General features: G+C 72.9%; 16 protein-coding genes. 2 read left to right on the plus strand and 14 right to left on the minus strand.

Annotated features, from left to right (window positions below):
• Positions 1–25: 25 nt before the first annotated feature.
• A complete protein-coding gene (locus JJI54_RS28540) occupies positions 26–490 on the plus strand; it encodes a GNAT family N-acetyltransferase (protein WP_203076828.1) in 465 nt (154 codons plus the stop codon).
• Between the two features lie 6 nt (positions 491–496).
• On the opposite strand, the gene JJI54_RS28545 is transcribed toward JJI54_RS28540, so the two are convergent.
• The 14 genes from JJI54_RS28545 to JJI54_RS28610 form a co-directional block, all read right to left on the minus strand.
• Positions 497–1,291, minus strand: coding sequence for a hypothetical protein (locus JJI54_RS28545; RefSeq protein WP_203076829.1), 795 nt, complete (start codon positions 1,289–1,291; stop codon positions 497–499).
• A complete protein-coding gene (locus tag JJI54_RS28550; RefSeq protein WP_203076830.1) occupies positions 1,288–1,680 on the minus strand; it encodes a hypothetical protein in 393 nt (130 codons plus the stop codon). The genes JJI54_RS28545 and JJI54_RS28550 overlap by 4 nt, the downstream gene beginning before the upstream one ends.
• 9 nt (positions 1,681–1,689) lie before the next feature.
• Complete coding sequence (locus JJI54_RS28555; protein ID WP_203076831.1) at positions 1,690–2,613, minus strand: BKACE family enzyme; 924 nt, start codon at positions 2,611–2,613, stop codon at positions 1,690–1,692.
• A 181-nt stretch (positions 2,614–2,794) separates the two neighbouring features.
• Positions 2,795–3,733: a 3-hydroxyacyl-CoA dehydrogenase gene (locus JJI54_RS28560; RefSeq protein WP_203076832.1), complete on the minus strand. Its 939-nt coding sequence runs from the start codon at positions 3,731–3,733 to the stop codon at positions 2,795–2,797.
• Positions 3,734–3,791: 58 nt separating this feature from the next.
• The gene (locus JJI54_RS28565) at positions 3,792–4,499 is read right to left on the minus strand and encodes an ABC transporter permease (RefSeq protein WP_318987602.1); all 708 of its coding nucleotides are present in this window, start codon (positions 4,497–4,499) and stop codon (positions 3,792–3,794) included.
• Positions 4,496–5,431 (minus strand): ABC transporter ATP-binding protein, encoded by a 936-nt coding sequence (locus JJI54_RS28570; RefSeq protein WP_203076833.1) that lies wholly within the window; start codon positions 5,429–5,431, stop codon positions 4,496–4,498. The genes JJI54_RS28565 and JJI54_RS28570 overlap by 4 nt, the downstream gene beginning before the upstream one ends.
• Complete coding sequence (locus JJI54_RS28575) at positions 5,428–6,510, minus strand: ABC transporter permease subunit (RefSeq protein ID WP_203076834.1); 1,083 nt, start codon at positions 6,508–6,510, stop codon at positions 5,428–5,430. Before JJI54_RS28575 ends, JJI54_RS28570 begins: the two co-directional genes overlap by 4 nt.
• Entirely contained in the window at positions 6,507–7,424 is a 918-nt protein-coding gene (locus tag JJI54_RS28580) for an ABC transporter substrate-binding protein (RefSeq protein WP_203076835.1), read from the minus strand. The genes JJI54_RS28575 and JJI54_RS28580 overlap by 4 nt, the downstream gene beginning before the upstream one ends.
• 107 nt (positions 7,425–7,531) lie before the next feature.
• The gene (locus tag JJI54_RS28585; RefSeq protein WP_203076836.1) at positions 7,532–7,744 is read right to left on the minus strand and encodes a hypothetical protein; all 213 of its coding nucleotides are present in this window, start codon (positions 7,742–7,744) and stop codon (positions 7,532–7,534) included.
• A 116-nt stretch (positions 7,745–7,860) separates the two neighbouring features.
• On the minus strand, positions 7,861–10,221 hold the full coding sequence (locus JJI54_RS28590) for a DUF3141 domain-containing protein (protein WP_203076837.1): 2,361 nt from the start codon (positions 10,219–10,221) through the stop codon (positions 7,861–7,863).
• A gap of 140 nt (positions 10,222–10,361) precedes the next feature.
• Positions 10,362–11,477 (minus strand): NAD(P)/FAD-dependent oxidoreductase, encoded by a 1,116-nt coding sequence (locus JJI54_RS28595; RefSeq protein ID WP_203076838.1) that lies wholly within the window; start codon positions 11,475–11,477, stop codon positions 10,362–10,364.
• A complete protein-coding gene (locus tag JJI54_RS28600; RefSeq protein ID WP_318987603.1) occupies positions 11,474–12,850 on the minus strand; it encodes an FAD/NAD(P)-dependent oxidoreductase in 1,377 nt (458 codons plus the stop codon). The genes JJI54_RS28595 and JJI54_RS28600 overlap by 4 nt, the downstream gene beginning before the upstream one ends.
• The gene (locus JJI54_RS28605) at positions 12,847–13,149 is read right to left on the minus strand and encodes a (2Fe-2S)-binding protein (protein WP_203076839.1); all 303 of its coding nucleotides are present in this window, start codon (positions 13,147–13,149) and stop codon (positions 12,847–12,849) included. Before JJI54_RS28605 ends, JJI54_RS28600 begins: the two co-directional genes overlap by 4 nt.
• Positions 13,133–14,281 carry an NAD(P)/FAD-dependent oxidoreductase gene (locus JJI54_RS28610; protein ID WP_226382200.1) on the minus strand — a complete coding sequence of 383 codons (1,149 nt, stop codon included), beginning with the start codon at positions 14,279–14,281 and terminating at the stop codon, positions 13,133–13,135. Before JJI54_RS28610 ends, JJI54_RS28605 begins: the two co-directional genes overlap by 17 nt.
• Positions 14,282–14,322: 41 nt before the next feature.
• Here JJI54_RS28610 and JJI54_RS28615 point away from each other — a divergent pair, with 41 nt between their 5' ends.
• Positions 14,323–15,840, plus strand: coding sequence for an ABC transporter substrate-binding protein (locus tag JJI54_RS28615; protein ID WP_318987604.1), 1,518 nt, complete (start codon positions 14,323–14,325; stop codon positions 15,838–15,840).
• Positions 15,841–16,011: the final 171 nt, after the last annotated feature.

Here is a 16,011-nt window from a genome sequence, read left to right on the forward strand (position 1 = left end):
CCACCACCGCGATGCGACACCACCGATGACCATCCGCCTGCTATCCCCCGCCGACCTGGCACCGCTGCGGGCCGTGATCGATGCCACGGGCCTCTTCCCCGGCGACCTCCTGGACGAGATGGCCCGGCCCTTCCTGGCCGGCGAGGCGCCCGGCGAGATCTGGCTCACCACCCATGACACCACGGCCCTCGCCTATGGGGCGGCGGAGCGTATGACGGAAGGCACCTGGAACCTGCTGCTGATCGCGGTCCATCCCGACCGCCAGCGCCAGGGTATCGGCGCGGCCCTGGTCGCGGCGGTCGAGGCGCGGCTGCGGGAGGCAGGCGCGCGCCTGCTGCTGGTCGAGACCTCCGGCCTCGATGAGTTCGAGCCGACGCGCGGCTTCTACCGCGCGCTCGGCTTCGCGGAGGAAGGCCGCATCCGCGACTACTACAAGGCAGGCGAGGCCAAGGTCATCTTCGCCAAGGCGCTGGCGCGGGGCGCGGCGTAGCCGCCGTCAGGCGGACGGGTTGCCCCGCATCCAGGGCAGCACGCTGCGCTGCGCCACCATCGCCGCCAGGAAGCCGATCCCCAGCACCACCACCGCGACCGCGACGGGATCGCCGCGCCGCACGCCCGCGACCGGCACCAGCTGGTGCGCCACCGCCAGCAGCGCCACCGCGCTGCAGACGACGCCGAGGCACAGCACCGCCAGGTGCCGAGGGCCATAGCGGTACACCGCCCAGGTCGCGATGCCGAAGGCCAGCCAGGTGAGGTGCCGTTCGTCCAGCCCTTCCATGCCCGGCACGGGCACGATCTGCATCGCGATGGAACGCCATGCGACGAGCAGGAAGGCCATCACGCTGGCCCCCGCCCAGCCCCACCAGGCCCTTTCGCGCGCCAGGCCCTGCGCCAGCAATCCCAGCGTGCCATGCAGCAGGACGGTCGCGGCGAAGGTGACGCCCCAGCCGAGGGACGGCGTGACGAAGCCCGGGAAGCGGAACGCATTCGCGATCCCCAGCCAGAGGTCCCATCCGCCGGTGAGCGTGCCGCAGGCGATGCCGAGTGCGAACCAGCGCCCGGTGTCCCGCCGCAGCAGCCACCACAGCGCGGCCAGCTTGCAGCCTTCCACCAGCGCGACTTCCAGCAGATAGGCCGCGTCCAGCCAGGGGCCCGCGAAGACCTCCGGCAGCACCGCGGGCAGGATGGCGTGCGTCGCCATCCGCAAGGGGATCAGCAGCGCGAAGGCCGCCAGCAAGGCCGCCAGCGCCGCGAGCCACAGGCGGGCGGAACCGAGCCCCGCCGGCCTCACAGCGCCACCGCCGCCACGGCCAGGATCAGGCACCCCACGGGATGCAGCGGAAGGACCTTGCCGAAGCTCTGCACCCGCGCGGCCTCATCCCGTGTCAGGGCGATCTGCGGCAGGAAGGATGCAACCACCAGCGTCCAGACCCCGAGATAGACGGGCATGCGCCAGATGCCGGGGCTCGCGGGCGCGACGGCATGGCCCGCGACCAGCACCAGGATGGCCAGGCCATGCAGGCTGCACAACCACAGAACCAGCCGCAGCCCCGCCCCATGCCGGGGATCGAGCGCGCCGCCCCTGCGCCATCCCAGCAGCGCCACCGCCGCGATCGCGACCTGGATCGCGGCGAAGGCCGCGCGCCACGCCCAGGGAAAGGGCTCGGGCTCGATCGGCACGGCGCCTCCTCAGAACGCCACCTTGTCCCCGCCCTTGAGGCTCAGGATCTCCCGCGCCTCATCGGGGGTCGCGACCTGCATGCCCAGGCCCTCGATGATCTGCCGCGCCAGCCGCACCTGCTGCGCGTTGCTCTCCGCGAGCTTGCCCGGCCCGGCCCAGAGGCTGTCCTCCAGGCCCACGCGCACATTGCCCCCCATCGCCGCCGCCATCGCCGCGATGCGCAGCTGCGAGGCGCCCGCGCCCAGCACACTCCAGCGATACTGGTCGCCGAACAGCCGGTCCGCGGTGCGCTTCATGTGCAGCACATCCTCGGGATGCGCGCCGATGCCGCCCTGGATGCCGAAGACCGTCTGGATGAAGAGCGGGGCCTTCACCAGGCCCTGGTCCAGGAAGTACTTCAGATTGTAGAGGTGCGCGGTGTCGTAGCACTCGAACTCGAAGCGCGTGTCGTTCTCCGCGCAGGTGGTCAGGATGTACTCGATATCCGCGAAGCTGTTGCGGAAGACGATGTCCTTGTTGGCGAGGTAGTCGGCCTCCCACTGGTGCTTGAAGCTCTTGAAGCGGTTGAGCATCCCGAACAGGCCGAAATTCATCGACCCCATGTTCAGCGACGCCACCTCTGGCCGGAAGGTCGCGGCGGGGGAGACGCGCTGCTGGATCGTCATGGTCGGCGCGCCGCCCGTCGTCAGGTTCAGCACGGCGTCGGTGCGCTGCTTGATGACGCGGAGGAAGGGCGCGAAGGCCTCCGGCGTCTGGTCCGGGCGGCCATCCACGGGATCGCGCGCATGCAGGTGGACGATGGCCGCGCCCGCCTCCGCCGCGCCGATCGCGGCATCGGCGATCTCCTGCGCCGTCACGGGCAGGTGCGGCGACATGGAGGGCGTGTGGATCGCACCCGTCACCGCGCAGGTGATGATGACTTTGCGGCTCATAGCTTCATTCCCTCAAACGCGTCGTGCCGAAGGCACGCCTGCGGCGTGACGCGCCGGCTCCGCCGGCTTGGCTTCGTCGTGCCGAAGGCACGCCTCCGGCGTGACGCATAGGCGGCGGCGGCCATTCGGCCGCTCGGATTGCGCGAGAGCGCAATCCGCATGCTGTACTGAACGTCGACGGTCACAGCGACTTCTCCTGCTTCCGCTTATGCGCGGCCAGCGCCGCCAGCCGCTTGTCGCGCCGCGCGCTCCGCGCCGCGATCTCCTCGCGCGACGGCGTCTCGCCCCACGCCTCCACCACCTTGGCACATCCCTCCGCCCCGAAGACGGCCGGGGAGGGCGGCTTCTCGATCATGCGCTGGAACAGCCCGGCATAGCGCGAACAGTAATCGGCCATGCCGCCCGGCGCATTCAGCTCGATGGTCGCGAAGGGGCCGAGGAAGGACCAGCGCAGCCCGAGCCCCTCCGCCACCGTCACGTCGAGGTCTCGCGGCGTCACATAGCCCTCCTGCACCAGCCGGAAGGCCTCCGCCAGCAGCGCGCCCTGCAGACGGTTGAGGATGAAGCCCTCGATCTCCTTCAGCACCGTGATCGGCGCCTGGTCCACGCTGTCATGGATCGCGCGCGCCGCGGCGATCGTGCCGGCGGAGGTCCAGGGCGCCCCGGACAACTCCACCACGGGCACCAGATGCGGCGGGTTCACCGGATGGGCGACCAGGCAGCGGGCCCGGCCCGCGAGCTTTTCCGTGAAGGCGGAGCAGGGGATGCCGCTGGTGGAGGACGCCAGGATGCAATCGGGCGCCGCCAGCCTGTCCAACTCCGCGAAGATCGCGATCTTCTCCGGCAGGCGTTCCGGCCCGTTCTCCTGCACGTAGTCGGCGCCTGCCAGGGCCTCGGCCAGGTCGGGCGCCACGCGGATACGCGCGGCGGCGCCGGCGGGGTCCTCGCACAGCCCCTGGCGATGCTGCTCCGCCAGCCCCTCGGCGCAGAGCGCCGGCGCGGCCTCCAGCGCCGCGGCCACGGGGTCGTAGAGCGCAACCTCCCAGCCCGCGCGGGCAAAGACCATCGCCCAGGCGCGGCCGATCAGCCCCGCCCCCACCACCGCCATCTTCCGCGCCATGCGGCCAGTCCCCCCACTGCTTGGGGTCACGATACCCCGCACGGGGCGAGCCGCAACCTCAGTCCCGGGCCGGCGCCGCCATCAGCAGGATGGCATCCGCCAGGAAGGCCAGCGCCGCCGTGGCGGCCGCGCCCTGCAGCACCAGCGCCTGGTTCTGGTTCTGCAGCCCGATGACGATGGGCGTGCCGAGCGTCGAGGCTCCGGCCAGCGCCCCCACGGCGGTGGTCGCGACCGCCAGCACCAGCGCCACCCGCAACCCGTCCAGCACCAGCGGCCAGGCGAGGGCGAGTTCCACCTCCGCCAGCACCTGGCGCGGCGAAAGCCCGACCGCCTCCGCGGCCAGGCGCGTTTCCGGCGGCACCGCCTCCAGCGCGCCCACCGTCGCCCGCATCACCGGCATGATGCCGTAGAGCATCAGCGCCAGCACGGTCGGCGCCCAGCCGAAGCCGAAGGCCGGCACCGCCAGCGCCACCACCACCACCGGCGGCACCGCCTGCGCCACCGCCGCCGCCGCATCCGCCGCGCCGCGCAGCCCGCGCCCGCCCGGCCGCGTGACCATGACGCCGAGTGCCAGGCCGATCAGCGCCGCCGGCAGCACGCCGGCCAGGGACAGCGCCGCATGGTCCAGCGCCAGGTCCCGCAGCCGCGCCATCGGGTAGGGGCCCTGCGTGCCGCCCATCAGCCAGGCCGCGACGCCGGGCAGCGCCAGCACGGCCAGCGCCAGCGCCAGCAGTAGCGCTGGCAGGCCCCGCCGCAGCCGGATCACCGCCGCGCGCCCAGGATGCCCTCGGCGCGGAGGGAACCCCGCTCCCCCTCCAGGCCCAGCGCCTCGTCGCCGGATTCCGCGAGGCGGGAGAGCGCATCCGCCAGGCTCGCATCCCGCGCCAGCACCGGCGCGCCCGGCGGTGCCGGGCGAGGGTCCAGCGCCCCCCGCGCCGGCCGCAGCGACAGCCAGCGCAGCCCGGGCTGCCCGCCGCCCAGCAATTCCCGCACGAAGGGCGCGGCATCCGGCGCCACCAGCTCCGCCGGCGGCCCATCGGCCTCGATCCGGCCATCGCGCAGCACCACGACATGTGTGGCGAGTTCCAGCGCCTCCTCCGGGTCATGCGTCACCAGCAGGATGGTCTTGCCGGTCTCCGCATGGATGCGCCGCATCTCGGCCCGCAATTCCCGCCGCGTGATGGGATCGACGGCGCCGAAGGGCTCGTCCATCAGCAGGATGTCGGGGTCCGCCGCCAGCGCGCGGGCGATGCCGACCCGCTGCGCCTGGCCGCCCGACAGCGCCCGCGGCAGCCGCGTGGCCATGCCGGGGTCGAGCCGCAGCAGCGCGAGCAACTCCTCCACGCGGCGCGCGATCCGCGCAGCGTCCCAGCCCAGCAGCCGCGGGACCGTGCCGATATTCTCCGCCACCGTCCGGTGCGGAAACAGCCCCACGGATTGCATGGCGTAGCCGATGGACCGCCGCAGCACCGGCGCGGCTTCCTGCCCCACATCGCGCCCGCGCACCCGCACCGCGCCTGCGCTCGGCACCACCAGGCGGTTCACCAGCTTCATCAGCGTCGATTTGCCGGAGCCCGAGGGCCCGACCAGCGCGCAGAACTCGCCGGCATTCACATGCAGCGTCACATCCCGCAGCGCCTCGGTCGCGCCGAAGCGGACGGTCACGCCCTCGATCGCGATGACGGGCTGCGCGATCATGCGGGCCTCCCCAGCCGGGTTTCCGCCGCCCGCGCCAGCGTATCCGCCGCCAGCGCCAGGGCCATGATGGGCAGCGCGCCCAGCAGCATCAGGTCCGTCGCGAATTGCGCCAGGCCTTCGAAGACCAGCGCGCCGAGCCCGCCCGCGCCGACCAGGCCGCCGAGCGTCACCAGCCCGATCGCCTGCACCACCGCGACGCGCAGTCCGCCGGCGAAGACCGGCAGCGCGAGGGGCAGCCGCACCTCGGCCAGGATGCGGCCTTCCGTCATGCCCATCGCCTCCGCCGCCTGCACCGCAGCCGGATCGGCGGAAGCGAGGCCGCCGGAGACGCTGCGCCAGAGCGGCAGCGCCAGGTAGGCCGCGGTCGCCAGCACCGCCGGCAGCCAGCCGACCGCGCCCAGTCCCAGGTCCCGCAGCGCCGGCACCGCCCGCAGCAGCGCCGCCAGCAGCGGGATCAGCAGGGCGAAGAGCGCGATGGCCGGCACCACCTGCACCCCCGCCAGCGCGGCGCCGAGCGCGGCGCGGAGCCGCGGCCGCCGGAACCCCGCCCAGGCCAGCGGCACCGCCACCAGCAGGGCGAGCCCCAGCGCCGCGCCCGCCAGCGCCAGATGCGTCAGCACCGCGCCGCGCAGCGCCTCCGCCCGCGCATGCCCTTCCACCACCAGCGAGAGATGGTCGAGCCACCCGCCCGCCAGCAGCAGCGCCGCGCCGGCCGCGACCGCCACGCCCATCCAGGCACCGCGCATCGCCAGCAGCGCCAGCGCCCCCGCCATGGCCAGCCAGAACCCCGCGCCGAGGCTCGCCCGCGCGGCGGGGGCAAGCCCCGCCAGCCGTTCGCCTGCCGCCATCCCCGCCAGCGCCAGCAGCGCCAGAACCGCCAGCCCGGCGCTCGCGGCACCCGCCCAGCCCGGCAGTCGCCGCCAGGCACCCAGCGCCAGCAGCGCCACCGGCACCGCGACCCAGGCGCCCAGCGCCGCGATGGCCGAAACGCCTTCCCCCGGCAGCAGCCGGTTCGGCGCCACGCCCAGGAAGGGCAGGGGCAGCAGCAGCGCCGCGATCGCAACCAGCGCGGGGATCACGTGCCGAGATGCGCCCGCGCTACTGCCTCCGGCGTCCGCCCCTCCACCGCCACCTGGCCGTTGAGGCGCTGCAGCACCTCCTGCGTCAGGCCAGCGAAGACCGGCGCCAGCGCGTTGCGAATCTGGGGAAAACGTTCCAGCACCGCCTGCCGCACCACGGGGGCGGGCTCATAGACGATCTGCGCCTGCTTGTTGTCCTGCATCACCACCAGCCCCAGCGGCTGGATCGCGCCATCCGTGCCATAGACCATCGCGGCATTGACGCCCGAAAGCCCCTGCGCCGCCGCGCGCATCGTCACCGCCGTGTCGCCGCCGGGCAGGATGGTGATGCGCTCGCGCGGGAAGGTGGCGCCATAGGCGCGTTCGAAGGCCGGCAGCGCCACCGGGCTTTCCACGAATTCGGCCGAGGCCGCGAGCCGCAGCTGCCCCGCCTTGGCGAAGAACTGCTCCAGCGTCGTCAGCCCTTCCCGCTGCGCCACGTCCCGCCGCACGGCGATGGCCCAGGTGTTGTTGGCCCGCGCGCGATCCAGCCAGACCAGCCGGTTCGCCGCCAGGTCCAGCCGCGCCACCAGCGCCGCGCCCTGGTCGCCATCGCGCCAGGCCGGGTCCTCCAGCCGTTCGAAGAAATAGGCGCCATTGCCCGTGTATTCGGGATAGAGGTCGATCTCCCCGGCCAGCAGCGCGCCGCGCACGATGCGTGTCGGGCCGAGCGAGAGGCGCGGCTCCACCGTCAGCCCGGCGCGGCGCAGCGCCTGCACGATCAGGTGGCCCAGCAGCGCGCCCTCGGTATCGATCTTGGAGGAGACGGTGATCCGCTGGTCCCGCCCCTGCGCCGCGCCGATGCGGGGCGCGGCCAGCACGCCCGCCGCCGCCAGCCCCAACCCGCGCCGTCCCCAGTTCCGCATGCCCGCCATCGCCGATGCTCCCATTCGCGGGGAACATCGTGCGGAACCCGCTGGCGGTTACCCTCCACACGATCCTTTGCGGATGGCCCGGGCCGAAGCGCGCCGCGGCGCGCGCCCTATCGCCGGCTGTCGAGTGCCTTCCACAGCCCGATGATGGCGGAGCGTGCCGTTTCCGCATCCGCGGTCAGGCGCAGCAGCCGGCCGTCGCGGGACATCAGGTGGATTTCGGAACCCTGGTCGGAGGTGAGCAGCGATGCCGCGATCAATTCGGGGGCGGGGGACTCGCGGCGTGCCGGCGCGCGTGCGTGGCCGGTGTTTTTCGGCGTCATGGGGTGGCCCTCTTGCCGTCTCGCCGTGATTTTCGCGGCCTCTGGCAACAGCTTGGCCTGTCTCGGTTGCGCCTTCGTGAATCGCCGACGCAACCCGACAATGTTCCGCCGCCGCGTTACCGCTTCGCGCGGCCGTTGCGGCGCGGCGCGGCCGGTGCCTCGGGCGCGGGCAGGGCAGGGGGCGCCGCCAGCACCTGGCGCAGCCGCGCCAGCATGGCCTGGGCGCGTTCCCCCATCTCCTCCTCCGGCCCCGCCACGTCGCCCACCGTCGCCAGCGCGCGGGTGCGGTCGGCGGGATCGGGCAGCAGCGCCGGCAGCGTCGCCAGCGCTTCCTCCGGCGCCATCTCCACCACCACCGTCTGCTCCCGGATCAGCGCCTGCCGCGCGGCGGAGGAGAGGGAGGCGAAGGGCTCCTCCCCCGTCAGCAGCGCGTTGGACCGTTCCAGCCGGTTGCGCCGCACGCCGCCGCGGGCCTTGGCCAGCAGGATCATCATCCGCACCACCGCCTCGGCGTAGCCGCCCTCCGCGATGCGGGACAGGGCGGCACGCACATCGGGCGTGTCGTCCAGCATGCCCGTCACGCCATCCTGCACCGCCACATCCGGCGTGGAGGCGACGCCGAAGGCCGCCAGGCTGCCATAGACCGCGTGGAAGGCGCTTTCCTGCCAGGCGTCGCGCATGTCGCGCCACCGGTCGATCGATTGCTCCACCGTGTCGGCCCAGGCGCGTTCCAGCGCGATGAAGGGATTGTCCGGCGCGACCGGCGCGCGGTGTTCCTTCACCTGCGCCGCCAGCCCGGCCAGCGGCGCCATCAGCGGGTTCTGGTCGCTGACCATGTAGCGCCGCGCCCGCATCGGGTTCATCTGCCGCCGCGCCTCGGCCGTCTTCTCCGTCGCGAATTGCCGGATCACCGGGCTCGCGAAGGTGTCGTAGGCCATCTGGTTCATGGCGGAGATGCGCGCCACCGCCGGGAAGGCCTCGTTCGCCGCCTCGCCGCTCACGGCGCGGATATCGGCGACCGTCCGCTCCACCAGCTCCACCTGGTAGCCGGCATTCAGCCCGGAGCCTTCCGCCCCCGTGATCCGCATCTCATAGAGGCCTGGCGCCACGCTCTCGATCAGGTCGAGGGTATTGGCGATCTCCGTGTGTTCCTTGTTGGCGATCTTGCCGGAGACGAAGATGCCGAGATGGCCGATATCGTCATGCACGAGATAGACGATGGTCTGGCCGAGCGTCTTGATCTCCTGCTCGTCGCGATAGACGTCGGCGATCCAGCGCAGCGCCTGGCCGGGCGGCGTGATGTTGTCGCCGGCGGAGGCGAAGACCACGATCGGCGACTTCACCGACCGCATGTTGAAGCTGGCGCCCTTGCCCGCGCTGATCTCGCCGCGCGCGAAGCGGTCGCCGATGAACAGGTTCTCGACGATCCAGCGGATCTCGTCCCGCGTCATCAGGAAGTAGCCGCCCCACCACTTCTCGAATTCCAGGAAGCGTTCGGCCTCGGTGTCCGCCTTCTCGTAGAGGTTGTAGTACTTGCGGAACCAGGTGTTGCCCGGCGACAGGCTCTCGAAGTTGGCCACCAGGTTGGCGCCGTCGAAGGTCCCGTTGCCGAGGTCGGCCAGCAGCGCCGCGGGCCAGGACCCGCCGGCGAGGCCGCCGGTGTAGCGCATCGGGTTCCGCCCCTTCTCCCCCGCCCAGTAGGACAGCGGCGCGCCGTTCAGCACCAGGGGCCCGGTCAGGTCGGGCTCGCTGGCGCCCAGCATCATCACCGCCCAGCCGCCCTGGCAATTGCCGATCACGACCGGCTTCTGCGCCTCCGGGTGGCGCTCATGGATGGTGCGGAGGAAGGTCGCCTCCGCGCTGGTGATGTCGAGGATGGTCTGCCCCGGCTCCGGGTCCCGGAAGAAGATGACGAAATAGACGGGGTGGCCGCGCCGCAGCGCGACGCCCACCTGGCTGTCGGACTTGAAGCCGCCGATCCCCGCCCCGTGGCCCGCGCGCGGGTCGATGATGACGAAGGGGCGCATGGTGGGGTCGGTGGGCTTGAAGCCCTCCGGCGGCCTGATCCGCACCAGGGCGTAGTTGCAGCGCCGCGGCAGGGTGCGGCCATCCACCACCATGTCCCAGTCGAAGACCAGCACCGGCGGGCAGCCCGCCTTCTCATGCTCCACGAAGGCATTGCCGGCCTGGCGCATCGTGTCCCAGAACAGGATGGAGCGCTGCGTCGCATCCACCGCATAGGCCATGGCATCCTGCGCCAGCGCCGCCGGGGACTTGCCGGCCAGCGCCGCGGCCGGGTTGCGGTCCCCGGGGGCGGAAAAGCTCGGCCGCATCACGGGGGCCAGCGCCGCCATCTGCCGCGCCGCCACGTCGCCCATCTGCCGCGCCTGGTCCAGGAAGCGGGCCATGGTCTCCACGCCCCGGGACAGGAGGTCAGGGCCGGGGGGCATCCCGGGGCGCGTGGTGGACGTGCTCATCCGTGCTTTTCCTTGCCGTGTGGCGTCCGGTCTTGCCCGGGCGTGGTGCCGCCCCAACGGGGCGGGCAGGCCGCCGGTTCGCCAGCCTCCGGGCTTCTGCCGTGCAACTTGCTGCGCCGCAACATAATTCCGTGAAAGCCTTAGGCCGCGAGTGTGAACCGATCCTGATGGAAGGCCGCGATCGGCAGGTTGGTCGCGCCCCGCGCCAGCAATTCCGCCACCGCCGCCCCCGCGGCCGGGCTCAGCTGGAAGCCGTGGCCGGAGAAGCCGAAGGAATGGAACAGCCCGGGCAGGGCGCGGCTTTCCCCGATGACCGGCACCTCGTCGGGCGTCCGGGCCTCGATCCCCGCCCAGCTCCGCACCATCCGCGCGCCCCGCATCATCGGGAACAGCTCGCAGGATATCCGCGCCGCATGCGCCAGGCTGCCGAACAGCACGGTGGAGGTCTCCGCCACCACGTCGTTCCGCCCCTGGTGCCCGCCGCCGATCACCACCGTCCCGTTCGCCACCTGCTTGAAGGAGAGGGAGCGGGAGGTCGCGCCGACCGTCGGCTCGCAGAAGCGCGGCAGGCGTTCCGTCACGATCATCATGCTGGCCTTCACGCCGCAGGGGATCTCCTCCCCCACCATCCGGGCGATCCGCGTCGCCCAGGCGCCGGCGCAATTGGCCACGCGCTCGGCCTCATGCGCGCCCTGGTCGGTCTCGACGATGATGGTGCCGGCGGCGGTGGCGCGCAGGCCGGTCACGGCCACGCCCTCCAGGATCGTGACCCCCGCCTGTTCCGCCGCGCGGCGGAAGGCCATGACGGTGCGCATCGGGTCCGCCGACCCGTCATCCCGCACCACCAGCGCGCCGACGACATGCGGCGCCACGGCCGGCAGCAGGCGGCGCGCCTCCGCCTGGTCCACCACCTCCTCATGCGTCCAGCCCAGCGCCCGCACGGCGGCGACCCGCGCCTCGTTCTTCGCCATGTCGGCGGGGCTTTCCGCGACCTTCACCTGCCCGGTGGCGCGGAAGCCGCAATCATCGCCGACGATCTTCCCGATCCCGGCCCACATCTCCGCGGAGACGACGGAGAGCGCGATCTCCCTGAGGTCCCGCCCCAGCCGGCGCACGCCCCCCGCATTCACGCCGGAGGAATGCCGCCCGACATGCCGGCGCTCCAGCAGCGTGACCTGCCAGCCGGGCGTGCGTTGCAGGTGCAGCGCGGTGGAGAGCCCGTGCAGCCCGCCCCCGATGACGACGGCCTGTCTCACGCCTCCGCCAGCGCCGCGAGTTCGCCGAGCGTCAGTGGCTTGGTCGGGAAGCGCGTGCGGAAGGGATCGACGGTGGCGGGATCGACGCCCCGCGCCTGCGCGATCACCCCATGCACGGCGGGCCCACAGATGCGCCCCTGGCACGCGCCCATGCCGGCCCTGGTAAAGGCCTTGGTCTGGTTGGCGCCGAGGCAGCCCAGCGCGACGGCGCCGCGGAGCTTGCCCGCCGTCACTTCCTCGCAGCGGCAGACGATGGTGCCGTCCTCGATCGCCGCTTCCGGCAAGGGCGGGAACAGCGCGTCCAGGAAGCGCCGCGGCGCGCGCTGCCGCTTCCATTCCAGCCGGATGCGCCCGGCTTCCGCGTTGCGCTGGTCCGCCGTCAGCCTGCCCAGCGCCCGCGCCGCCTCGATCGCCGCCAGCCGCCCGGCCAGCGCCGCCACCCTGGCGCCGCCGATGCCGCCGGAATCGCCCGCGACCATCACGCCCTCGACCGTCGTGTTGCCCCAGTCGTCGAGGCGCGGCTTCCAGCAGCGCTGGCCCGCATCCCAGTCATGCGCGCAGCCCGGGATGGCGCGCGTCACCTGCGTGTTCGGCACCACGCCGTCATGCAGCAGCAGAAGCTCGGCGGGGCGCGACCAGCCATCGATGACGATGCGCTCCAGCCGCCCATCGCCTTCCGCCACCAGCCTGGTCGCGCGGCGGATCGGGATGCCGGCATTGCGGATGCGCTGCTGCCAGGCCAGCCCCTTCGCCAGGTATTCCGGCGCCCGCAGCGCATTCGGCAGGTGCCAGGCCGCCCGCGCCAGACCGCCGGGCGGGGAGAGGTCGATGATCCCCTCCACCCGGCCGCCCTTCGCCACCACCTGGTTGGCATAGAGCCACAGCAGCGGCCCCTGGCCCGCGATCCACGCCTTGCCCTCCGGCAGCAGCCCCGCCGTCTTCAGCGCGATCTGCGCGGCGCCGACCGTCATCACCCCCGGCAGCGTCCAGCCCGGGATCGGCACCGGCCGTTCCGTCGCGCCGGCGCAGAGGATCAGCCGCCTGGCGCTGGCGCTGCGCGCCGCGCCGCCCTCGGACCAGAAGACCTTCCCCTCCGGCTCCACCGCCCAGAGCGTAGCATCCGGCCGGTAATCCGCACCGGAGGCCCGGAACGCCGCGGCCAGCCTCGCCCCATCCCGGTCCTGCCCATCCTTCGCGGGCCGCGCTTCCACCGCGCTCTTCTTCAGACGCGCCTCGACGGCGCGATGCACCTGCCCGCCCGGCTGCGCATTCTCGTCCAGCACCAGCACGGAAAAGCCACGCGCCCGCGCCTCCGTCGCCGCCGCCATGCCCGCCGGGCCGGCGCCGAGGACCAGGATATCCACCTGCGTCACGCCGCATCCTCCGACTCATGAAAATGGCGCGCGCCGCGCTGCATCGCCGCCACCATCCCCGGCCGCACCGGCGCCAGGCAGGCCTGCACGTTCTGCTGCCCGTCGAGTTCCACCAGGCAATCGAAGCAGGCCCCCATCAGGCAGAGCGGCCCGCGCTCCGCCCCCGTCACCGGCGTCTGCCGGAAGGCGGCGACACCGGCGGCGAGCAGCGCCACCGCCAGGCTTTCCCCCGCGCGGGCGGGAATCTCCCGCCCCTCCCATCGGATGGTGCAGTCGGTGGGCTCAGTGCGACGAAACATGGGTCATCCCCCGGAAGCGCTCCGGATGCAGGTCTATGGCGAAGTCGGGCAGCCGCCCAGCCAGGATCCCCGCCGCCAGCGGCCCCGCATGCACGGCGGCCAGCGTGACGCCGGAATGGCAGGTGGCGACGAAGCAGCCGGGATGCGTCGCACTTTCCGCATAGGCCGGGAAGCCATCCGGCGTCATCGGCCTCAGCGCCGCCCAGGCGCGGTTCATGCGCGCACCCCGGATGGCGGGCAGCACGCGGATCGCCCGCGCGGCCATGCGCGCGAGCGCCGCGGTCGTCGTCGCGATCTCGAAGCTGCCGTCATCCTCGTTGGTCACGCCGATCTGGATGGTGCCATCCCCGGTCTGGCGCAGCGCGCTGGCGGGCAAAGGCAGGATCGGGTCCAGCCTTTCCGTCACGATGTTCTGTCCGCGCACGGGCCGCACCGGCACGTCGATCCCGACCATCGCCGCGATCGGCGTCGTCGCCACCCCCGCCGCGACGACCACGCGCGAAGCCTCCACCGCGCTGCCATCCGCCCGCGCGATCCGCCAGGCCCCCGCGGCGCCGTCGATCCCCGTCACCCGCGCCCCCGGCCGGTGCTGCCCGCCCGCCCGCAGCAGCCCCGCCTGCATGCCCTGCAGCAGCACCAGCGGATCGGCATGCCCGTCGGAGGGATCGAAGCTCGCGCCCAGCACCTCCGGCCCCAGCGGGCAGCCCGGCATCAGGTCCAGCAATTCCCGCCGGTCCAGCATCCGCAGCGTCGCGTGGCCGTCATTGTGCCGGCGCCTGACGAAGGCGGCCTTGGCCTCCAGCTCCCGCTCATCCAGGCAGAAGCCGAGCCCGCCCGTCGCGCGGTAATGCACGTCCCGCCCCGCCAGGCCCGATACGCGCTCCGCCAGGTCGGGCCACAGCCGGATGCTCTGCCGCGTCCAGTCGCCATAGGCGGGCATGCCATCGCCCTTGGACTGGCCCCAGACCAGGCCGAAATTGCCGCGCGCCGCCCGCAGCGCGACATCACCCTCATCCAGCAGCGCCACGCGCGCGCCCTGGACCGCGCAGCCATAGGCGATGGCCGTGCCGACCATGCCGCCACCGATCACCGCGACGTCGAAGCGCTCCATGGTTGCGAGCGTGGCCCGCATGGCCCCATCCTGCAAGCCACCAGTGGGTGGGGAAGAACGCGGTGACATCGAAGGCATGGCTGGCGCTGGCGGCAACACTGCCATTGCTGGCAACAACCCCCGTCGAGGCGCAGACCCTTCGCGTCGGCATGATCGCCGACACCATGGGCACCACGGACCCGCACCGCGCCACCGCATCCCAGGACAAGGCGCCGATGTCCTGGGCGCATGACGGGCTGCTGCGCTTCCCGCCCGGCAGCGCCGACCCCGCCGCCATCGAACCGGATTTGGCCGAGCGCTTCGAACGCTCCGCCGATGGCCGCACCTTCACCTTCCACCTGCGCCCCGGCGTCCGCTTCCATGACGGCACGCCGCTGGAGGCGGAGGATGTCGCCTTCTCCCTCCGCCGCGCCGCCGATGCGCGCCGCAGCAGCTTCGCCGGCGACTACGCCGCGATGACGGGGGTCGAGGTCGTGGACGCCCGCACCATCCGCGTCACGCTGCGCGAACCCGTGGCCGGGGCGCAGGGCCTCTTCGCCAACTACCATGGCGGGCTCATCGTCTCCCGCCGCGCGGATGCCGCGGGCTACCAGCAGGGCACAGGCCCCTTCCGCCTCGCGAGCCACGGCGGCGCCCAGGCCCGGATGGTGGCCTTCGACGACCATTGGCGCGGCCGCCCGGCGCTGCGCGCCATCGACATCCGCTTCATCAACTCCGACGCCACGCGCGAACTCGCCTTCACCGCCGGCGAGCTCGACCTGATCAGCGGCCGGCGCGAACAGCGCTGGGTGGAACGCATGCGCGCCCAGCCCAACACCGTGGTGGACGTCTTCTCCCCCGGCGAATTCCGCACCCTGCTGATCAACACGCGCTCCGCGCCGCTGACCGATCCCCGCGTGCGCCGCGCCCTGCAGCACGCGCTCGACGTGCCCGGCATCGCGCGCTTCGTCGGCCTCGATGTCGCGACCCCCTGGGTCAGCCCCGTGCCGCCCGGCTACCTCGGCGCCACGCAGGACGTGCCGCGCTTCGCCGCCGATCCCGCCCGCGCCCGCGCCCTGCTGGCCGAAGCCGGCCACCGCGACGGCATCACGCTCCGCGCCGTCGTCTCCTCCATCAACTCCCAGCTCCCCATCATGGAAGTCGTGCAGGCGCAACTCCGCCGCGCCAACATCCGGCTGGAGATGGACGTGGTCGAACACCCGACCTACCACGCCCGCATCCGGGAGAACCTGTCCCAGCTCACCTTCTACGGCGCCGCGCGCTACCCCGTGGCGGACAGCTACCTGAGCCAGTTCTACCACTCCCGCAGCGCCCCCGGCCTGCCCACCATGTCGCTGAACTTCGCGCATTGCAGCGCGGCCGACGAGGAGATCGACGCCGCACGCGCCGAACCCGACGAAGCCCGGCAGATGACCCTCTGGGCCACCGCGCAACGCAAGATCCTCGACGCCGGCTGCAGCATCCCCCTCTTCGACCTGAAGCAGGTCTGGGTCCGCCGCGCGACCGTGAACCTCGGCTACACCCTGACCGGCGCCCTCAACCTGGGGCCGGCGGTGACGTTCCAGACGCGGGTGGAGTGAGGGGCTTGTGGCCTTTCGGGGAAAGGGCTCCGCCCCTTCCCCGAACCCCTTCCCCGCCGAGGGGCAGCGGCCCCTTGTGTCTTGGCGATGATGCATAGTGTGACCGCCGGTGCAGGGCTGCAGCCCTGCACCGGCGGCGCGATCTCGAGGCCGTCGGCCCTTCGGTCCTAA

The organism is Falsiroseomonas ponticola, from assembly GCF_016805305.1.
Lineage (GTDB): Bacteria > Pseudomonadota > Alphaproteobacteria > Acetobacterales > Acetobacteraceae > Falsiroseomonas > Falsiroseomonas ponticola.

Excerpts from the sequence above, each read along its gene's own strand:
- JJI54_RS28540 (WP_203076828.1), top strand. The coding sequence starts at position 26 with ATGACCATCCGCCTGCTATCCCCCGCCGACCTGGCACCGCTGCGGGCC.
- JJI54_RS28555 (WP_203076831.1), bottom strand. The coding sequence starts at position 2,613 with ATGAGCCGCAAAGTCATCATCACCTGCGCGGTGACGGGTGCGATCCAC.
- JJI54_RS28560 (WP_203076832.1), bottom strand. The coding sequence starts at position 3,733 with ATGGCGCGGAAGATGGCGGTGGTGGGGGCGGGGCTGATCGGCCGCGCC.
- JJI54_RS28570 (WP_203076833.1), bottom strand. The coding sequence starts at position 5,431 with ATGATCGCGCAGCCCGTCATCGCGATCGAGGGCGTGACCGTCCGCTTC.
- JJI54_RS28580 (WP_203076835.1), bottom strand. The coding sequence starts at position 7,424 with ATGGCGGGCATGCGGAACTGGGGACGGCGCGGGTTGGGGCTGGCGGCG.
- JJI54_RS28585 (WP_203076836.1), bottom strand. The coding sequence starts at position 7,744 with ATGACGCCGAAAAACACCGGCCACGCACGCGCGCCGGCACGCCGCGAG.
- JJI54_RS28590 (WP_203076837.1), bottom strand. The coding sequence starts at position 10,221 with ATGAGCACGTCCACCACGCGCCCCGGGATGCCCCCCGGCCCTGACCTC.
- JJI54_RS28605 (WP_203076839.1), bottom strand. The coding sequence starts at position 13,149 with ATGTTTCGTCGCACTGAGCCCACCGACTGCACCATCCGATGGGAGGGG.
- JJI54_RS28610 (WP_226382200.1), bottom strand. The coding sequence starts at position 14,281 with ATGCGGGCCACGCTCGCAACCATGGAGCGCTTCGACGTCGCGGTGATC.